General features: G+C 73.0%; 20 protein-coding genes. 12 read left to right on the forward strand and 8 right to left on the reverse strand.

What is annotated here, in order from left to right:
* The first annotated feature begins 57 nt into the window (after positions 1-57).
* The 10 genes from ACZ470_RS32450 (at position 58) to ACZ470_RS32495 (ending at position 10,104) form a co-directional block, all read left to right on the forward strand.
* Entirely contained in the window at positions 58-1,431 is a 1,374-nt protein-coding gene (locus tag ACZ470_RS32450) for a CoA transferase (RefSeq protein WP_468433037.1), read from the forward strand.
* A gap of 126 nt (positions 1,432-1,557) precedes the next feature.
* Entirely contained in the window at positions 1,558-2,526 is a 969-nt protein-coding gene (locus ACZ470_RS32455) for a CopD family protein (protein WP_468433038.1), read from the forward strand.
* Between the two features lie 119 nt (positions 2,527-2,645).
* Complete coding sequence (locus ACZ470_RS32460) at positions 2,646-3,632, forward strand: DEDDh family exonuclease (protein WP_468433040.1); 987 nt, start codon at positions 2,646-2,648, stop codon at positions 3,630-3,632.
* A 99-nt stretch (positions 3,633-3,731) separates the two neighbouring features.
* Entirely contained in the window at positions 3,732-3,965 is a 234-nt protein-coding gene (locus tag ACZ470_RS32465) for a hypothetical protein (protein ID WP_142196184.1), read from the forward strand.
* A 51-nt stretch (positions 3,966-4,016) separates the two neighbouring features.
* Positions 4,017-4,814, forward strand: coding sequence for an SURF1 family cytochrome oxidase biogenesis protein (locus ACZ470_RS32470; RefSeq protein ID WP_468433042.1), 798 nt, complete (start codon positions 4,017-4,019; stop codon positions 4,812-4,814).
* Positions 4,815-5,011: 197 nt separating this feature from the next.
* On the forward strand, positions 5,012-6,574 hold the full coding sequence (locus tag ACZ470_RS32475) for a sodium:solute symporter family protein (RefSeq protein WP_468433044.1): 1,563 nt from the start codon (positions 5,012-5,014) through the stop codon (positions 6,572-6,574).
* Entirely contained in the window at positions 6,571-7,170 is a 600-nt protein-coding gene (locus tag ACZ470_RS32480) for an RNA polymerase sigma factor (protein WP_468433046.1), read from the forward strand. The genes ACZ470_RS32475 and ACZ470_RS32480 overlap by 4 nt, the downstream gene beginning before the upstream one ends.
* The gene (locus ACZ470_RS32485) at positions 7,167-7,529 is read left to right on the forward strand and encodes a hypothetical protein (protein ID WP_468433048.1); all 363 of its coding nucleotides are present in this window, start codon (positions 7,167-7,169) and stop codon (positions 7,527-7,529) included. The genes ACZ470_RS32480 and ACZ470_RS32485 overlap by 4 nt, the downstream gene beginning before the upstream one ends.
* A gap of 12 nt (positions 7,530-7,541) precedes the next feature.
* The gene (locus ACZ470_RS32490; protein WP_468433049.1) at positions 7,542-9,344 is read left to right on the forward strand and encodes a glycoside hydrolase family 15 protein; all 1,803 of its coding nucleotides are present in this window, start codon (positions 7,542-7,544) and stop codon (positions 9,342-9,344) included.
* Between the two features lie 4 nt (positions 9,345-9,348).
* Positions 9,349-10,104 (forward strand): SDR family oxidoreductase, encoded by a 756-nt coding sequence (locus ACZ470_RS32495; protein ID WP_468433050.1) that lies wholly within the window; start codon positions 9,349-9,351, stop codon positions 10,102-10,104.
* Between the two features lie 136 nt (positions 10,105-10,240).
* Here ACZ470_RS32495 and amaP read toward each other — a convergent pair whose 3' ends face one another.
* From amaP to ACZ470_RS32520, 5 genes are read right to left on the reverse strand one after another with little or no spacing between them, the layout of a single operon-like run.
* Positions 10,241-10,819 (reverse strand): alkaline shock response membrane anchor protein AmaP, encoded by a 579-nt coding sequence (amaP, locus tag ACZ470_RS32500; protein WP_468433052.1) that lies wholly within the window; start codon positions 10,817-10,819, stop codon positions 10,241-10,243.
* A gap of 2 nt (positions 10,820-10,821) precedes the next feature.
* Positions 10,822-11,457: a DUF6286 domain-containing protein gene (locus tag ACZ470_RS32505; RefSeq protein ID WP_468433054.1), complete on the reverse strand. Its 636-nt coding sequence runs from the start codon at positions 11,455-11,457 to the stop codon at positions 10,822-10,824.
* Positions 11,454-11,834 carry an Asp23/Gls24 family envelope stress response protein gene (locus ACZ470_RS32510; RefSeq protein WP_468433056.1) on the reverse strand — a complete coding sequence of 127 codons (381 nt, stop codon included), beginning with the start codon at positions 11,832-11,834 and terminating at the stop codon, positions 11,454-11,456. Before ACZ470_RS32510 ends, ACZ470_RS32505 begins: the two co-directional genes overlap by 4 nt.
* Positions 11,831-12,016 carry a hypothetical protein gene (locus ACZ470_RS32515; RefSeq protein WP_468433057.1) on the reverse strand — a complete coding sequence of 62 codons (186 nt, stop codon included), beginning with the start codon at positions 12,014-12,016 and terminating at the stop codon, positions 11,831-11,833. The genes ACZ470_RS32510 and ACZ470_RS32515 overlap by 4 nt, the downstream gene beginning before the upstream one ends.
* A gap of 27 nt (positions 12,017-12,043) precedes the next feature.
* Positions 12,044-12,538: an Asp23/Gls24 family envelope stress response protein gene (locus ACZ470_RS32520; RefSeq protein ID WP_468433059.1), complete on the reverse strand. Its 495-nt coding sequence runs from the start codon at positions 12,536-12,538 to the stop codon at positions 12,044-12,046.
* Positions 12,539-12,623: 85 nt separating this feature from the next.
* On the opposite strand from ACZ470_RS32520, the gene ACZ470_RS32525 reads away from it, so the two are divergent.
* Positions 12,624-13,361 (forward strand): nucleopolyhedrovirus P10 family protein, encoded by a 738-nt coding sequence (locus tag ACZ470_RS32525; protein WP_468433061.1) that lies wholly within the window; start codon positions 12,624-12,626, stop codon positions 13,359-13,361.
* 167 nt (positions 13,362-13,528) lie between these two features.
* On the opposite strand, the gene ACZ470_RS32530 is transcribed toward ACZ470_RS32525, so the two are convergent.
* The 3 genes from ACZ470_RS32530 to ACZ470_RS32540 all read right to left on the reverse strand — a co-directional run bounded on the left by ACZ470_RS32530 (position 13,529) and on the right by ACZ470_RS32540 (position 16,621).
* Positions 13,529-14,332, reverse strand: coding sequence for an enoyl-CoA hydratase/isomerase family protein (locus ACZ470_RS32530; RefSeq protein WP_468433062.1), 804 nt, complete (start codon positions 14,330-14,332; stop codon positions 13,529-13,531).
* 106 nt (positions 14,333-14,438) lie between these two features.
* Entirely contained in the window at positions 14,439-14,660 is a 222-nt protein-coding gene (locus tag ACZ470_RS32535; RefSeq protein WP_029385158.1) for a helix-turn-helix domain-containing protein, read from the reverse strand.
* 362 nt (positions 14,661-15,022) lie between these two features.
* Complete coding sequence (locus tag ACZ470_RS32540; protein WP_037937995.1) at positions 15,023-16,621, reverse strand: ABC-F family ATP-binding cassette domain-containing protein; 1,599 nt, start codon at positions 16,619-16,621, stop codon at positions 15,023-15,025.
* A 201-nt stretch (positions 16,622-16,822) separates the two neighbouring features.
* Between ACZ470_RS32540 and ACZ470_RS32545 the strand changes: the two genes are divergently transcribed.
* Positions 16,823-17,236: a VOC family protein gene (locus ACZ470_RS32545; RefSeq protein ID WP_468433200.1), complete on the forward strand. Its 414-nt coding sequence runs from the start codon at positions 16,823-16,825 to the stop codon at positions 17,234-17,236.
* Positions 17,237-17,239 lie beyond the last annotated feature (3 nt).

A 17,239-nucleotide genomic window follows, 5' to 3' on the forward strand; every position in this document is an offset into this window, starting at 1 on the left:
AGCCGTGAGAGAGGGGGTCGGGCGATGCGCCCGGCCCCCTCGCGGCATAGTGCGGTCATGACTGATATCGCTTCCGTCTGGTCCGCCCTGGGCGGCGATCCCGCCCTCCTCGCACGCGTGTCCACCGTGGAACGGCCGGGTGTGCTCCGTGCGCGTCTGCCGGTACGGGAGGCGGCGCGGGCCTGTGTGGGCGCGTGCGCGCTGGCCGCCGCCGAGCTGGGGGCACGGCGGGCGGGAACCGGCGAGGTGCCTGCGGTGCGGGTGGACGACGGGGCGGTGGCCACGGCGTTCGTCAGTGAGCGGCATCTGCTGGTCGGCGGCCGGGCGCCGGAGACCTTCGCGCCGCTGTCACGGTTCTGGCGCACGGCCGACGGGTGGGTGCGCACACACGCCAACTATCCGCACCACCGGGCCCGGCTGCTGTCCGCGCTGAATGTGCCGGAGGACCCGGAGGCGGTGGCGGCGGCGCTCGCGGAGCGCCCCGCGCGGGAGGTCGAGGAGACCGTGTACGCGGCCGGGGGCCTCGCCGTCGCGCTGCGGACGCCCGAGGAGTGGGCGGCGCACGAACAGGGCGTGGAGGTGGGGAAGCGCCCCCTGGTGGAGCGTGAGCGGCTGGATTCGGCGCCCGCGCGGGTGCTCACGCCGGTGGGCCGGGCCCGGGATCCCCTGCTGCCCGCCGCGGGGCTCCGGGTGCTGGACCTCACGCGGGTCATCGCCGGCCCGGTCGCCACCCGCACGCTCGCGCTGCTCGGCGCGGACGTGCTGCGCGTGGACCCGCCGGGGGTGCCCGAACTCGCCGACCAGCACGCCGACACGGGCTTCGGGAAGCGGTCGGCGCTGCTGGATCTGGCCGTCGGCCGGGATGTGTTCGAGGAGTTGCTCGCTTCGGCGGACGTGGTGGTGACGGGGTATCGGCCGGGCGCGCTGGACCGGTTCGGGCTGAGCCCCGAGGCGCTGGCGGAGCGGCGGCCGGGGGTGGTGGTGGCGCAGTTGTCGGCTTGGGGTGCGTATGGGCCGTGGGGCGGGCGGCGGGGGTTCGACAGTCTGGTGCAGGTGGCTACGGGGGTCGCGTCGGTCGAGGGTTCATCGGTGGGGGCTCCGGGGGTTTTGCCGGCGCAGGCGCTCGACCATGGCACGGGGTATCTGTTGGCGGCGGGGGTGTTGCGGGCGGTGAGTGAGCAGGTGGGGGTGGGTGGGAGCAGGGTTGTGCGGGTGGCGTTGGCGGGGACTGCGGGGTGGTTGTTGGCGGGTTCCGGGGTTGGGGCCGAGGGGGGTTCCGGGGACGTGTCCGTCGAGGCGTGGCTCGCGGAGCGGGACAGTGCGTTGGGGCGGGTGCGGTATGCCTTGTCGCCGGTGGTGTTCGAGGGTGGGCCGCTTGACTGGGCGCGGGGGCCTGGGCGTTGGGGTGCCGATTCGGCTCGGTGGGTTTGACGTTGCGCGCGGGGGTTTCACTCGCCGGCGTTCGCCGGGTGCCGCTGCGCCCACCCGTGCCGCCCCAGCGGCACGACTGCCCGCAGCTGGAGGGGGGCGGCATGTGAAGATCCTGGGGTGGGTTTGATGAAGAGTGGGGTGGGGACGGGGCGCGGGCGGGCCGTGGGGGTGCTCGTGTTGGTCGCGGTCGGAGGGCTGATACCGGTGTTCGGGCCGGCGCCCGCGTTGCAGGGCACCGGGGAGGCCGACGCGCCCGGGACCGGTGGCATAGCCCTGCTGCGGACGGTGCTGTTCGCGGCGCTGTCCGTATCCGTCGGCGAGCTGTTCGTGCGGCGGCTGGTCCGTGCCGTGCCCGGCGCTCCCCCTGCCGCGCCCCGCAGTTGGTCGACCGTGGCGAACTCCGTCGGCTTCGTGGCCGCCCTCGGTCTCGCCTCCGTCGTGGCCACCGGCAACCTGGTGCCCGGCGGCCTCGCCGACATCGACGTCGGCGGTCTCTACGACTCCAGGGACGGCAAGCTCGCCCTCCTGGAGGTCAACGCCTTCCTCGCGGCGGCCCTGTGCGCGGCGTCCGGCCGTCCCGGCACCCAGGTGTGGCCGCTGGCCGCGGTGGTCGTCGCGGAGGCGCTGCGCGCGCATCCGACGACCGAGTACAGCCCGCTGATCGGCTCCGGGCTGACGCTGGTGCACCTGGTCTGCGCCTCGCTCTGGGTGGGAGGTCTGCTGTACGCGCTGCGCACCCTGCGGGTGTGGGGGCGGGCGGAGGCGGGCGCCGTACTGCTGGGGCGTTACGCGCGCGTGGCCGCCGTACTGCTCGTCGCCATCACCGCGACGGGCGTGTGCAGTTCGCTGCGCCGGATGCCGCCGGAGACGATCCTGGAGCAGCTGACGGACACGGCGTACGGGCGGGTGCTGCTCGCCAAGGTGATCCTGATGGCGGGTGTCGCCGCCCTCGCCCTGTGGTCCCGGATCCGGCTGGCCCGTGCGGCGGACCCGCTGACGGCCTGCTCCCCCGCGCGGGCCGAGGTGTACGCGCTCGGCGTCGTGGTCGCCGTGTCGGGGCTGCTGACGGCGCTTCCGGTGCCGATCCGCTGGTGAAGGGGCCGCCGGGACAGGTCTTCGTGACTCGTACGGACATTCCCGGCATCCGAACGTCCGGGCCGCGTGGGGGACCTGACGGACCGGGGTGTCGGTAGCGGCCCGTATCCTCGTGAACCATGCTCGATGACCTCACGACCCCGGCGTCCTCCCCCACCGCGTGGCCGGCCGCGTATCCGCAGGGATACGCGGTCGTTGACGTGGAGACCACGGGGCTGGCCCGGGACGACCGCATCATCTCCGCGGCCGTCTACCGGCTGGACGCGCGCGGCGAGGTCGAGGACCACTGGTACACGGTGGTCAACCCGGAGCGGGATCCCGGGCCGGTGTGGATCCACGGCCTGACGAGCGACGTGCTGGAGGGGGCGCCGCTCTTCCAGGACATCGCCGCGGAGTTCGCGGCCCGGCTGGAGGGCCGGGTGCTCGTCGCGCACAACGCGGTCTTCGACTGGCAGATGATCGCCCGGGAGTACGCACGCGCGCGGAGCGAGGCGCCGGTGAAGCAGCGGCTGTGCACCATCGCCCTCTCCAAGGAGCTGAAGCTCCCGCTGCCCAACCACAAGCTGGAGTCGCTCGCCGCGCACTTCGGTGTCGTACAGCGGCGGGCGCACCACGCGCTGGACGACGCGCGGGTGCTGGCCGAGGCGTTCCGGCCCAGCCTGCGGGCCGCGGCGGCGGGCGGCCTGCGGCTGCCGCTGCACGAGTGCCTGCCGCTGACCGAGTGGACGGAGCGGCCCCGCATCGGGCAGCAGGCGAGTCACGGCGGCGGCTACCGGCCGACCAGTTGGCGCCCGTCCCGCAAGCGGCCCGCGTGCCCGTACCCCAACCCCGGACGGTACGAACCGGGCAAGCGACTCAAGCAGGGCATGCGGGTGGCGTTCTCCGGGGACACCTCGATCGAGCGGGAGCTGCTGGAGGACCGCGCGACCGAGGCGGGCCTGCATGTCGCCGGCAGCCTGTCCCGGCTCACCAGCCTCCTCGTCACCAACGATCCGGACTCCGGCACCTCCAAGGTGGTCAAGGCCCGGCAGTACGGCACCCCGGTCGTCGACGAGGCCGCGTTCGGTCAGCTGCTCGGGGACGTCGAACCCGCGTCGGAAGGCTGACCGGAGCACCTCGGGGCGGACCGTACGGACGGGTGATTGGCGGGCGACTCGCCCGCCGCCCGCTCGCCCGCGCCGGGCCGACGGCTCACCCTGTGGCCCATGGCGACATGCGAAGTTTGCGGCAACAGCTACGGAATGACCTTCGAGGTGCACGCGCAGGGCGCGGTGCACGTCTTCGACTGCTTCTCCTGTGCGATCCACCGCATGGCCCCGATCTGCGAGCACTGCCGGGTGCAGATCATCGGCCAGGGCGTCGAGGCCGACGGTCACTGGTACTGCGGCGCCCACTGCGCCCGCGCGGAGGGAAAGGCGGGGATCGTCGACCGGGTGTGAATGGACGTACCCGCCTGAATGCACCCCGCGACCGAGTTGTACGGTCGTGGGGTGTACCGCTTTCTGTTGTCCCGCCAATGGGTGATCATCACACTGGTCGCCCTGCTTCTCATCCCCACGATGATCTGGCTGGGCATGTGGCAGATGGACCGCCACGATCTGCGCGCCGCCCGCAACCAGCTGGTCGCCGACGCGCTGGCCGCCGATCCGGTACCGGTGGAGCGGCTGGCCGCCCCGGGACACACCGTGACCCGCGCCGAGCGGTACCGCACCGTGACCGCGAACGGGCACTTCGACACCGATGACGAGGTCGTCGTCCGCCGGCGCACCAACGCCGACGACGAGGTCGGCTTCCACGTCCTGACCCCGTTCGTCCTCGAGGACGGCAGGGTCCTGCTGGTCAACCGGGGCTGGATCCCCGCGGACGGACCGAGCCAGACCGCGTTCCCCGAGGTCCCCGCTCCGCCGCGCGGCGAGATCACGATCAAGGGCCGGCTGATGCCCGACGAGACGACCGAGGCGAGCGGCATCAAGGACCTCGAGGGTCTGCCGGACCGGCAGATCATGCTGATCAACAGCGAGCGGGAGGCGGAGCGCCTCGGCGCCCGGGTGCTCGGCGGCTATGTGGCGCAGACGGCGCCCGAGCCGAAGGACGGCACCCCGGAGCCCCTCGGGAACCCCGGCAACGAGAACGCGGCGCTGAACTACGCGTACGCCATCCAGTGGTGGCTGTTCGCGGCGGCCGTGCCGGTCGGCTGGGTCGTGCTGGTCCGCCGCGAGACCCGGGACCGGGGGCGGGCGGAGGCCGAGAAGGCGGACGCCGAGGAGACGGAACCGGCGGCGGTGTAGCGCCGGCGCCCGGAGACACGCGCCGTAGCCGGGAATGACCGGTCCGTGCTGTGACCTGCGCTCCTCTCCCCGTTCGCGGCGGTCTGTGCGAGAGTGACGCGGCGTACCGGACGGATGTCCCACCGGTCTGTTGTCATCCGGAAGGGCCGTCCGCGCAACTCTCCCCCGAGGGCACAGCACACCAAGGACGGTGATTCATGGCCGACGGCGCCATGACCGCGACGTTCCTCGCCGTGATCGGCGGGGCGTCGCTGCTCGCCGTCACCGCGCGACGGCTCCGGCCGAGCGGGAAGCTGCCCTCGCTGGAGGGCTGGGCGCTGGCCGACCGTGGGCTGGGACCGGGCTGGACCTGGCTGCTGCTCGGCGGGACGATCTACACGGCGTACACCTTCACCGCCGTACCGGGTCTGGCGTACGGCAACGGCGCGCCCGCCTTCTTCGCGGTGCCGTACACGGTGATCGTGTGCCCGCTCGCGTTCGTGCTGCTCAGCCGGTTGTGGAGCGTGGCCCGGCGGCACGGCTACATCACCGCCGGCGACTTCGTGCGCGGCCGGTACGGGTCGCCGCCGCTGGCCCTGGTCGTCGCGCTGACCGGGATCCTGGCGACGATGCCGTATCTGGCGCTTCAGCTGCTCGGCATCCGCGCGGTGCTCACCGCGGGCGGACTGTATCCGAACGGCGCGGCCGGCGACCTGGTGATGGTCGCGGTGTTCGCGGGACTGGCACTGGCCACCTACCGGCACGGGCTGCGGGCGCCCACGGTGATCTCGGCGCTGAAGGCGGTGGCGGTGTTCGTGTCGCTCACCGCCGTCTGCTGGCTGGTGCTGCGCCGGTTCGGCGGGCCCGGCGCGGTCTTCGACGGGGCGGCCCGCGCCCTCGGCGGCGCGGACACGGCCCACTCCCCGCTGCTGCTGACGCCCGGGCAGCAGCCCGCCTACGCCACGCTCGCGCTCGGCTCCGCGCTCGCCCTGCTGATGTACCCGCACGTGCTCACCGCCGGGTTCGCCGCCGACGGACCACGCACCCTGCGCAAGGTGTCGGCGGGCCTGCCCGCCTGGACGGCGCTGCTCGCGCTCTTCGGGTTCCTCGGCATCGCGGCACTGGCCGCCGGGGTGCGGGCTCCCGAGGGCGGTGCCGAGGCGGCGGTGCCGATGCTCGTCGACCGGCTGATGCCGGGCCCGCTGGCCGGGCTGGTGTTCGGCTCGATCGTCGTGGGCGCGCTGGTGCCGGCGGCGGTGATGTCGATCGCCGCGGCGACCAGTTTCGTACGGAACGTCTACGTCGAGTACGTCCACCCGACGGCCACACCGAAGCGCCAGGTGCGGGTCGCCAAGGCGGTGTCGCTGACCGCGAAGCTCGGGGCGGTGGCGTTCGTGTTCGGCCTGCGCGACCAGGACGCGATCAACCTCCAGCTGCTCGGCGGGGTGTGGATCCTCCAGATCTTCCCGGCCGTGGCGGTCGGGCTGTACACGCGGTGGCTGCACCCGCGGGCGCTGCTCGCCGGATGGGCCGTGGGCATGGCCGCCGGGACGTATCTGGTGGTGCGCGAGGGGTTCTCCTCGATCGTGCCCCTCGACACCGGTGCCGGACCGCTGGAGATCTACGCCGGGGTCGCGGCCCTGCTGCTCAATCTGACCGTCGCGGTGGCCGGCACCGCGGCCCTCGCCCGCCTCGGCGTCCCGCGCGGCGCCGACGCCACCGACCTGCCGTCCCGCCTGATGGTCAGGCGACGTCCGGAGACGGGAGCGAACAACCCGTGAGACGCAGACACCACCCCCAGGCCACCCTGCCGCCGTCCCCGACGCCCCCGCCGGTACCGACGGGACCGCTCGGGCCCGCGGTGACCGACCCCGCCGATCTGGAGCGGGAGGCCGGTGTCGCCCGCCTGTTCGAACTGCACTACTCCTCGATGCTGCGTCTCGCGGTGCTGCTCGGCGCCGACGATCCGGAAAACGTGGTCGCCGAGGCGTACTACCAGATCTACCGCAAGTGGCGGCGGTTGAAGGACGTGGCCGCCGCGGAGGCGTATCTGCGCTCCACCGTCTGCAATCTGACCCGGATGCGGATACGCCACCTCCAGGTCGCCCGCCGGCACGAGGAGCAGCCGCCGGCGCCGACGGACGAGACCGTCGCCTCCGCGGAGAACACCGCGCTGCTGCGCGACGACCAGCGGGTGCTGATCGACGCCCTCCAGCACCTCCCGGCCCGGCAGCGCGAGGCGCTGGTGCTGCGCCACTGGCTCGGGCTGAAGGAGAGCGAGATAGCCGCCGCGATGGGGATCTCCCGTGGTTCCGTGAAGACGCACACCTCGCGCGGCATCGCCGCGCTGACCCAGGCGATGGAGGCCCGGCGATGACGCATGGAGACGCGAGTCCGTCGCGTGGCACCAGCCCGGACCGCACGGACCACGAGCCGGCCGAGCCGCGTCCGCCGGGCGCGGAGCGCACCGAACGGGAGCTGCGCGACGCCCTCCAGGCCCTGGCCGGCGGGGTGTTGCCCGACCCCGACGCCTACCGCACGGCGCGCGGCGAGTGGCTGCGCCGGGAACGCCGACGACGGCTCGTCCTCACCGTGCTGGTCGCGGTCGTCTTCGCGCTGGCCACGCTGATCGGCCTGTGGGTGCTCAACCAGGCCCCCTCGGACCCCGGTGTCATCTTCAACGGCAACGGCGCCGCGGCGGCCGACGGTCCGTCACTCCCCCGGCTCCACCCCTGATTGCCGCCCCCGATGGCCGGGAACCCGCACCCCGTGCACCGTATCGAGGACTACGCGCTCATCGGCGACGAACAGACCGCTGCCCTGGTGGGCGCGGACGGCTCGGTCGACTGGCTCTGTCTGCCCCGCTTCGACTCGGCGGCCTGCTTCGCCCGGCTGCTCGGCGACGAGGACAACGGGCACTGGCGCATCGCCCCGGTCGGTGCGGACCGGTACACCCGCCGGTCCTACCGCGAGGACACACTGGTCCTGGACACCGAGTGGGAGACACCCGACGGGACGGTGCTGGTCACCGATCTGATGCCGCAACGCCACCGCGCACCCGACCTGGTGCGGATCGTGCAGGGCGTACGCGGTGAGGTGACCGTGCGCAGCACGCTCCGGCTGCGCTTCGACTACGGCTCGGTCGTGCCGTGGGTGCGCAAGGCGGACGGCCACCGGGTGGCGGTGGCCGGACCGGACTCCGCGTGGCTGCGCAGTGTGCCGGAGGTGGAGACCTGGGGCGAGGATCTGGGCACCGTCTCGGAGTTCACGGTGCGGGAGGGCGAGCGGGTGGCGTTCGTCCTCACCTGGCACCCCTCGCACGAGCCGCGCCCGCCGCTGGTCGACCCGTACTCCTCGCTGCGGCACAGCGTCAAGGACTGGCGCGCCTGGGCGGCCCGCTGCCGTTACGACGGCCCGCACCGCGACGCGGTCGTCCGGGCGCTGATCACGCTGAAGGCGCTCACCTACCGCCCCACCGGCGGCATCGTCGCCGCGCCCACCACCTCGCTGCCGGAGGAGCCCGGCGGGGTGCGCAACTGGGACTACCGCTTCTGCTGGCTGCGCGACTCCACCCTGACCCTGAACGCGCTGCTGGCCGCCGGGTACCAGGACGAGGCGGAGGCGTGGCGCAACTGGCTGCTCCGCGCGGTCGCGGGTGACCCGGCGGACCTCCAGATCATGTACGGGCTGGCGGGCGAGCGGCGGCTGCCGGAGTACGAACTGCCGTGGCTGTCCGGCTTCGACGGCGCCGTGCCCGTACGGGTGGGCAACGAGGCCGTGAACCAGCTCCAGCTGGACGTGTACGGCGAGGTCATGGACTCCCTGGCGCTGGCGCGGAGTTCGGGGCTGTCCGCACAGCCGGACGTCTGGGCGTTGCAGTCGGTGCTGATGGACTTCCTGCGCACGGCGTGGCGGCAGCCGGACGAGGGGCTGTGGGAGGTGCGCGGCGGCCGGCGCCACTTCGTGCACTCGAAGGTGATGGTGTGGGTGGCGGCCGACCGCGCGGTGCGCACGCTGGAGGACAACCCGGAGCTGGACGGGGACCTGGACGGCTGGCGCGCGCTGCGCGACGAGGTGCACCGGGAGGTGTGCGAGAAGGGGTACGACCCCGCGCGGAACACGTTCACGCAGTCCTACGGCTCGCGCGAACTCGACGCCGCGCTGCTGCTGATCCCCCGGGTGGGGTTCCTGCCGCCCGACGACCCGCGGGTGCTCGGCACCATCGACGCGGTCCGGGCGGAGCTGGGGCAGGACGGGTTCCTGCGCCGGTACACCATGGACGCCGCGACCGTCGACGGGCTGCCCGGCGTGGAGGGCACGTTCCTGGTGTGCTCGTTCTGGCTGGCGGACGCCCTGCACATGACCGGGAGGACGGACGAGGCGCGCGAGTTGTTCGAGCGGCTGCTGGGGCTCGCCAACGACGTGGGTCTGCTGGCGGAGGAGTACGACGCGGCGGACGGGCGGCTGCTGGGCAACTTCCCGCAGGCGTTCAGCCACATCGGCCTGGTGAACACCGCTCTCGCCCTGTTCGGGGACGAGGGGGCAGGATAGGGCCATGGATCTTGGACTGAAGGACCGGGTGTACGTCGTCACCGGGGCGACCCGCGGCCTGGGCAACGCCTCCGCGCGGGAACTCGTCGCGGACGGGGCGAAGGTGGTCGTCACGGGACGGGAGGAGAAGAGCGTCGCGGAGGCGGCGGCGGCGCTGGGGCCGGAGGCGGTCGGGGTGGCCGTCGACAACGCCGATCCCGAGGCGCCGGCGCGGCTGATCGCGACCGCGCGGGAGTGGTTCGGCCGGCTCGACGGCATTCTCGTCAGCGTGGGCGGGCCGCCGCCGGGGTTCGTCGCCGACACCACGGACGAGCAGTGGCAGGGGGCGTTCGAGTCGGTGTTCCTGGGAGCGGTGCGGATGGCGCGGGCGGCCGCGGCGGAGCTGGGTGAGGGCGGGGTCATCGGGTTCGTGCTGTCGGGGTCGGTGCATGAGCCGATTCCCGGGCTGACGATCTCCAACGGGCTGCGGCCGGGGCTGGCGGGGTTCGCCAAGTCGCTCGCGGACGAGTTGGGGCCGCGGGGGATTCGGGTCGTGGGGTTGCTGCCGGGGCGTATCGACACGGATCGGGTGCGGGAGTTGGATTCGTTGTCGGCGGATCCGGAGGCGACGCGGCAAGCTGCGGAATCGCGGATTCCGTTGCGGCGGTATGGGAGTCCGGCGGAGTTTGGCCGCGCAGCGGCCTTTCTTCTTTCGCCGGCGGCGTCCTATCTGACGGGTGTGATGGTGCCGGTGGATGGTGGGGTTCGGCACGGGTTCTGACCCCGTGTGGGAGCTCGGCGGGGGTGGGTCGCGCGGCCCGGCGCTTGCGGGGTGCCGTCGCGCCCACCCGTGCCGCCCTGCGGCACGACTGCCCGCGGAGAACGCGGCGTGCGGCTGCCCGCGGAGAGCGCGAGGGTTAGGTCACTCGTTCTGGGGGGTGTTTTGTTGTGCGTAGGCGTAGGGATGTGGGGAGGGTGGGGAGGCCGGTTGAGGTGCGGGCGTGGGTCAGGGGGCCTGTGATCAGGTCGTGCAGGGCTGTCGCCGGGTCGATGTGGGGTTCCAGGAGGAGCCGTACCCGGGCTCTCGGGGTGCCTTTGCGGCCGGTGAGCACGACATGGGCCCGGGCTACGCCGTCCAGGTGACTCGCCTCCTCGGCGAGGGCCTGTTCCAGGGCTCGCCCGCGCAGCGACGCCTCCTCGTTGTCGCCGGTGTCGACGAACACCTCGGCCGCCCGCCGCCGGCGGAACACCGCGAGCAGCCACCACAGGCAGAGCAGCACCAGCACGGCGAGCGCGGCGATGACTACCGGCCACCACCAGCCCTCGTCCCGCCACCGGGTCCGCTCGGACTCGGTCAGCAGTACGTCGTTCCGCCCGTCGTGCAGCCACCAGGAGGGCGACGGCGCACCCAGCCCGATCGCGAGCACCGACCCTCCGAGGGCCGTCAGCACCAGCCCCACGATCCCGAGCAGCACCCGGTTGACGCCCCTGAGCACCCCTACCTCCCCTTCCGGCCGGGCCGCCGTACCCGCAACGACAGGGCGGGCGGCCGGGCCAGGCCCAGCCCTGTCACAGCGTCCTCGAGCGTGCTGGTCAAGTCGGCCCGTACGTCGTCCAGTTCACGGAAGTGCGACACCGCGCGGACCTCCGCGCGGGAGCGTTTCACCTTGACCCGCACCTCGCGCACGCCGGCCACCTCCATGGCCCGGTCCCGCAGCACCGTCGCGGCGGCGTCCCGGTGGAGTCCCGCCCGGACGTCGGGGTCCGTGCGCCGCATGGGCAACAGGGCGCGCAGACCCGGCGTGAGGGCGAGCAGCAGCAGCCAGAGTCCGAGTGCGGCGGCGACGCCGGCGCCGACCAGCACCCAGGTGTCGTCCAGGGGCCGCTCGGCGAGCTGCCGGGCGAGGTCCCGGCGCCAGCTCAGCGCGGCCCGGTCGGCCCGTACCGCCGCGACGTCGTACAGGAACGCGCCCGCGATCACCAGGAGCAGCAGCGCGACCAGGCCCGCGGGGACCCGGCGCGCCGACCAGAAGCGGTGCCGCTGCCGGTGGCCCTCGCCGGACACGGGCGTGGCGCCCCGTGCGGGAGGCGGGTTCTCCTTGTCCTCCAGGACCGTGCCCCCGGGGCCGCTCATCGCGTCCTCCCCCGGGCCGCTTCCCGCGTGACCGCCACGTGCAGCCGTTCGACCATGACGACGACCTCCGGCACGTGCATGTTCGCCAGGGCACGCACCCGGTCGACCACCTGGGCCCGCACCCGGGCGCACCGGCCGCCGATGTCGGCGGGGTAGTCGAGTTCGATCTGCACCCGGACCCGGGCGGCGTCATGCCGTACGACCACCGTGGCGCGCGGTGGTGCGGCGTCCGGCGGGAGGGGGCCGACCGCCTCGCGGGCCGCCTGGGAGGCGATCTTCGCGACCACCCGGTCGGCGATCCTGGTCGCCCCGCGCTCGCCCGGCGCGACGGGGGCCGGGCCCCGGCCGGGCTCGGCGATCGTGCTCAACGCCGTCACCGCCGTCGTTCGTCACGGGGACGGAAGAAGTCGCCGAGTTCGAAGTCCCCTTCGAGGAACCGCCCGACGACGAATCCGACGGCGCCGAGGGCCGCCACCAGCAGGAAGGCCCCGAATCCGCCGAAGTACCCGGCGAAGCCCAGCGCCATGCCGGCGATCATGCCGATCACTGCCATGCTCATGGTGCGCTCCGTTCGCTCGCCGGCGCCTTACTGGAGCCGGGTCTCCGGCTCCTCGTCCTCCTCGTCGGGGAGCTTCACGTCGCTCACCGCGATGTTGACCTCGACGACCTCCAGGCCGGTCATCCGCTCGACCGCCGCGATGACGTTCTCCCGTACCGCCCTGGCGACATCGGCGATGGACACGCCGTAGTCGACGACGATCTCCAGGTCGAGCGCGGTCTGCACCTCGCCGACCTCGGCCTTCACGCCACGCGTCACCGACTTCGAGCCGCCGGGCACGCGGTCGCGCACGGCGCCGAAGGTCCGCGACAGCCCGCTGCCCATGGCGTGCACGCCGAGCACGTCCCGGGCGGCCAGCCCGGCGATCTTCTCCACGACGCCGTCGGCGATGGTGGTACGGCCGCGGGTCGCGGGGTCGCCACCGCCCCGGCGGGTTCCCTGGCCCTTGCGGGGGCCTGTCTCCGAGAGGTTCTTCTCCGGGTCGGGGGTCCGTACCGGGCCGCCCTCCGTCATGTCGGTCATCGCCGTAGGTCCCTTCGATCGTCCTCATGGACCACGGTATGCGCGGTTGCGCGGTATCGCGCCCGAGATGCGTCAGGCTGGAGGAGTGACGGCGGACCGGTGGACTCAGGTGGTGCGGCAACAGGTGGGGCTGGGCAGGATCCTGCCCCTGGGAGGACCGCGCGACGGCGCGTGGATCGCGGAGCGGGCCGTGGCGGCGGCGCTGCGGCGTGCGGCGGCGCGGGATGCGCCGGGCGTACGCCTGGACGGGGTACGGATCGGGCTCGTCGGTCCGGAGGAGGCGGGCGAGGCGGGTGAGGCGGGCGTGCCGGTCGTGCCGGCTCCGCCGAGCGCCCTGCCGGCGGGGCCGCTGCGGCTGGCGGTGGAGTTCGCGGCCGTGGCGTCGCGGCCGCTGCCGGAGACAGCATCCCGGCTGCGTACGGCGTTGGCGGAAGCGGCGGTGGAGCGGATCGGGCTGGCCGTCACTGAGGTGGACCTGCGGGTGACGGAGTTGCTGGACGCGGAGCCTCCGGTGCCGTCCGACGGGCCGGGGCGGGAGCCCTCGCCGGAGCCGGCGGACGCCGGGGACTCGGAGGTGGAGCGCGTCGCGGCGGCGGCGCTCGGCGTGGCGGGGGTGGCGCGGCTGACCGGCACGCTGGGGCGGCCGGTCCATATGGCCGAGCATCGGTCGGGGGCGGCGTTGCCTCGGCGTCACGTGCGCGTGGACCTCGCGGTCGCGGCGGGGGCTTTTCCGCTGGACGTGGTCCGGGGGGTTCGCTCGGCGGTGACGGAAGCGCTGCCGGATCGGCCTACCGTGGCTGTGCTGATCACGGCGCTGGACTGACCGTACGGAGGTCGCGCGGCCCGGCGCTCGCGGGGTGCCGTCGCGCCCACCCGTGCCGCCCTGGGGGTACCTCCCAGGCCCTTTAGGCACTGGGGGAGGCACGACTGCCCGCGGATCGCGCGGCAGGCCGCAGGAGACGCGGCAGGCGGCGGCCTGCGGATCGCGGGTTATTCGGCGAGGCCGGCCAGGTCTCGTAGGCGGCGGGATTGGGCGGCGCGTTCTGCTGTGCGTTGTTCGTCGTAGGTGCGGGACTGGGCGCCGCGCAGCAGGGCCTTCGTCTCGATCACGGCGTCGCGGGGGGCGGCCAGCAGCGCCGCGGTGAGGTCCTGGACCGCCGCGTCCAGGTCGGCCGCGGGCACGGCGAGGTTCGCCAGGCCGGTGTTCACGGACTCCTCGGCCGTGACGAAGCGGCCCGTCGCGCAGATCTCCAGCGCGCGGGCGTAGCCGACGAGGCCGACCAGGGGATGCGTACCGGTCAGGTCCGGGACGAGGCCGAGGCTGGTCTCACGCATGGCGAACTGCACGTCGTCCGCGACGACGCGCAGGTCACAGGCGAGGGCAAGCTGGAAGCCGGCCCCGATGGCGTGTCCCTGGACAGCCGCGATCGACACGATGTCGCTGCGCCGCCACCAGGTGAACGCCTCCTGGTACTCGGCGATGGTCGCGTCCAGCGTGGCGTCGTCGCCGCGCGCGAGGTCGACGAACGACGGCTCGCCGTCGAAGCCCTCGGGCGTGAACGCCTGCCGGTCCAGCCCGGCGGAGAAGGACTTCCCCTCACCGCGCAGCACCACGACGCGCACGGAGCCCGGCAGCAGCCGGCCCGCTTCGGTCAGCGCCCGCCACAGAGCGGGGCTCTGCGCGTTGCGCTTGGTCGGGTTGGTCAGCGTCACCGCGGCGATCGCGTCATCGACGGTGAGCCGTACGCCGTCCTTGTCGAGTACGGGACCGAGGTCCTGGGCGGACGAAGCCATGGGGCGCCTCCGATGGGTGCGGTCATCCAAGTGACTGCACAGTAACCACCCGGCCGGTCAGTCGGCCGACCGGGTGGCCACCATCGGGAACGTGGGGCGCCCGGGGTCAGGCCGAAGGAGCCTTTTTGCCCCGTGTCGCCCCGCCACGCCCTCGCAGCGTGACGCCCGACTCACTGAGCATGCGGTGCACGAAGCCATACGAGCGGCCGGTCTCCTCGGCCAACGCCCGGATGCTCGCACCGGCGTCGTACTTCTTCTTCAGGTCTGCCGCGAGCTTGTCGCGCGCGGCGCCGGTCACCCGGCTGCCCTTCTTCAGAGTCTCGGCCACCCGTGCCTCCTCATGGGAAGTGCGCTCTGGTCTCCTCATGATCACCCCTCCAGGCCCTCATGGCCACCCATTCGGCAAGGTCGGTGAGACAAGGTTGTGACGACGGGAGCGCATCCCCACATACGGAATGAGTCATTCCACGGCGTGTCGGCGATACCCCCGAACGGGTTCTTCCGCGAAGTACCAGGTCAGGAAGACGCGACGGCCGAGCCCCGCTTCATCGGGGACTCGGCCGCGAAATCCGTGTAGGACACACGTCGGGATGAGGAGATCTCACACGAATGATGGATCACCGATGGGCCGAATGATCCATACGCAATGGATCACACCTTCGATCAACCCCGGCTGACGACTCCGGGACCTCAGGCGAGGGCGACCAGGTCCGCGTAGTCGGCGCCCCACAGGTCCTCGACCCCGTCCGGCAGCAGGATGATCCGCTCCGGCTGGAGCGCCTCGACGGCGCCCTCGTCGTGGGTGACGAGCACGACCGCTCCCTTGTACGTGCGCAGCGCGCCGAGGATCTCCTCGCGGCTGGCCGGGTCGAGGTTGTTGGTCGGCTCGTCGAGCAGCAGCACGTTCGCCGAGGAGACCACGAGGGTCGCCAGCGCCAGACGGGTCTTCTCGCCGCCGGAGAGGACACCGGCCGGCTTGTCCACGTCGTCGCCGGAGAACAGGAACGAGCCGAGCACCTTGCGGACCTCGACGAGGTCCATGTCGGGCGCGGCGGAGCGCATGTTCTCCAGCACCGTGCGGTCGGGGTCGAGGGTCTCGTGCTCCTGGGCGTAGTAGCCGAGCTTGAGGCCGTGGCCGGGGACGACGGCGCCGGTGTCGGGCTGTTCGACGCCGCCCAGGAGTCGCAGCAGGGTCGTCTTGCCGGCGCCGTTGAGGCCGAGGATGACGACCCGGGAGCCCTTGTCGATGGCCAGGCTGACGTCGGTGAAGATCTCCAGGGAGCCGTACGACTTCGACAGGCCCTCGGCCATCAGCGGGGTCTTGCCGCACGGCGAGGGCTCGGGGAAGCGCAGCTTGGCGACCTTGTCGGACTGGCGGACGTCCTCCAGGCCGGACAGCAGCCGCTCCGCGCGGCGGGCCATGTTCTGCGCGGCGACCGTCTTGGTGGCCTTGGCGCGCATCTTGTCGGCCTGCGCGTTGAGCGCGGCGGCCTTCTTCTCGGCGTTCTGCCGCTCGCGCCGGCGGCGCTTCTCGTCGGCCTCGCGCTGCTGCTGGTAGAGCTTCCAGCCCATGTTGTAGACGTCGATGGTGGCGCGGTTGGCGTCCAGGTAGAACACCTTGTTCACGACCGTCTCGACCAGGTCGACGTCGTGGGAGATCACGATGAAGCCGCCGCGGTAGGTCTTGAGGTAGTCGCGCAGCCAGACGATCGAGTCGGCGTCGAGGTGGTTGGTCGGCTCGTCCAGCAGCAGGGTGTCCGCGTCGGAGAACAGGATCCGGGCGAGCTCCACGCGGCGGCGCTGACCGCCGGAGAGGGTGTGCAGCGGCTGGCCGAGCACCCGGTCGGGCAGGTTCAGCGCGGCGGCGATGGTGGCGGCCTCGGCCTCGGCGGCGTACCCGCCCTTGGTGAGGAACTCGGTCTCCTGGCGCTCGTACTGCTTGAGCGCCTTCTCGCGGGTGGCGCCCTGGCCGTTGGCGATGCGCTGCTCGTTGTCGCGCATCTTGCGGATCAGCACGTCGAGGCCGCGCGCGGAGAGGATGCGGTCGCGGGCGAGGACGTCGAGGTCGCCGGTGCGGGGGTCCTGGGGCAGATAGCCGACCTCGCCGGAGCGGGTGACGTTGCCGGCGGCCGGGATGCCCTGGCCGGCGAGGACCTTGGTGAGGGTGGTCTTGCCTGCGCCGTTGCGGCCGACGAGGCCGATGCGGTCGCCCTTGGCGACGCGGAACGTGGCGCTTTCGATGAGGACGCGGGCACCGGCGCGCAGCTCGATGCCGGAGGCGGAGATCACGGACAGACTCCTGGGCAGGTGTGGGTGGCGGTGGGGGCGGCTGAGGACGTTCCCGCCGTCTAATGCGCGAGGAGAATGGCCATGCGAGCCATTCTAACGGGGCGGTGCAACCACTTTTTCTGCGCGCGGTTCCCCCGGCCGTTGTCGGTGGCCGGTGCCAAACTGGGCGAGATCCGGACATTCGACTGGGGAGTGATCGCCATGGCAGGTACGGGCGGCGGGCGTCCGAGCGTGGTGCCGACGCTGTTGTACACCGACGCGAAGGCGGCGATCCGGCAGCTCACGGAGGCCTTCGGCTTCACCGAGCTGTCGGTGTACGAGGGCGAGGACGGCACGGTCATGCACGCCGAGCTGGCGCAGGGCAACGGCGTGGTGATGCTGGGCACGAAGGGCCGCGGCGGGGTGTTCGACGCGGCGATGAAGGGCGCGGGCCCTGCCGGGGTGTACGTCGTCGTGGACGACGCCGACGCACACCACCGGCGCGCGGTCGAGCAGGGCGCGGACATCCTGATGCCCCCGACCGACCAGGACTACGGCTCCCGCGACTACATGGCCCGGGACCTCGAGGGCAACGTCTGGAGCTTCGGCACGTACGCGCCGGAGACCGGGGCCTGAGCC

It is taken from the genome of Streptomyces sp. NPDC031111 (assembly GCF_055570675.1).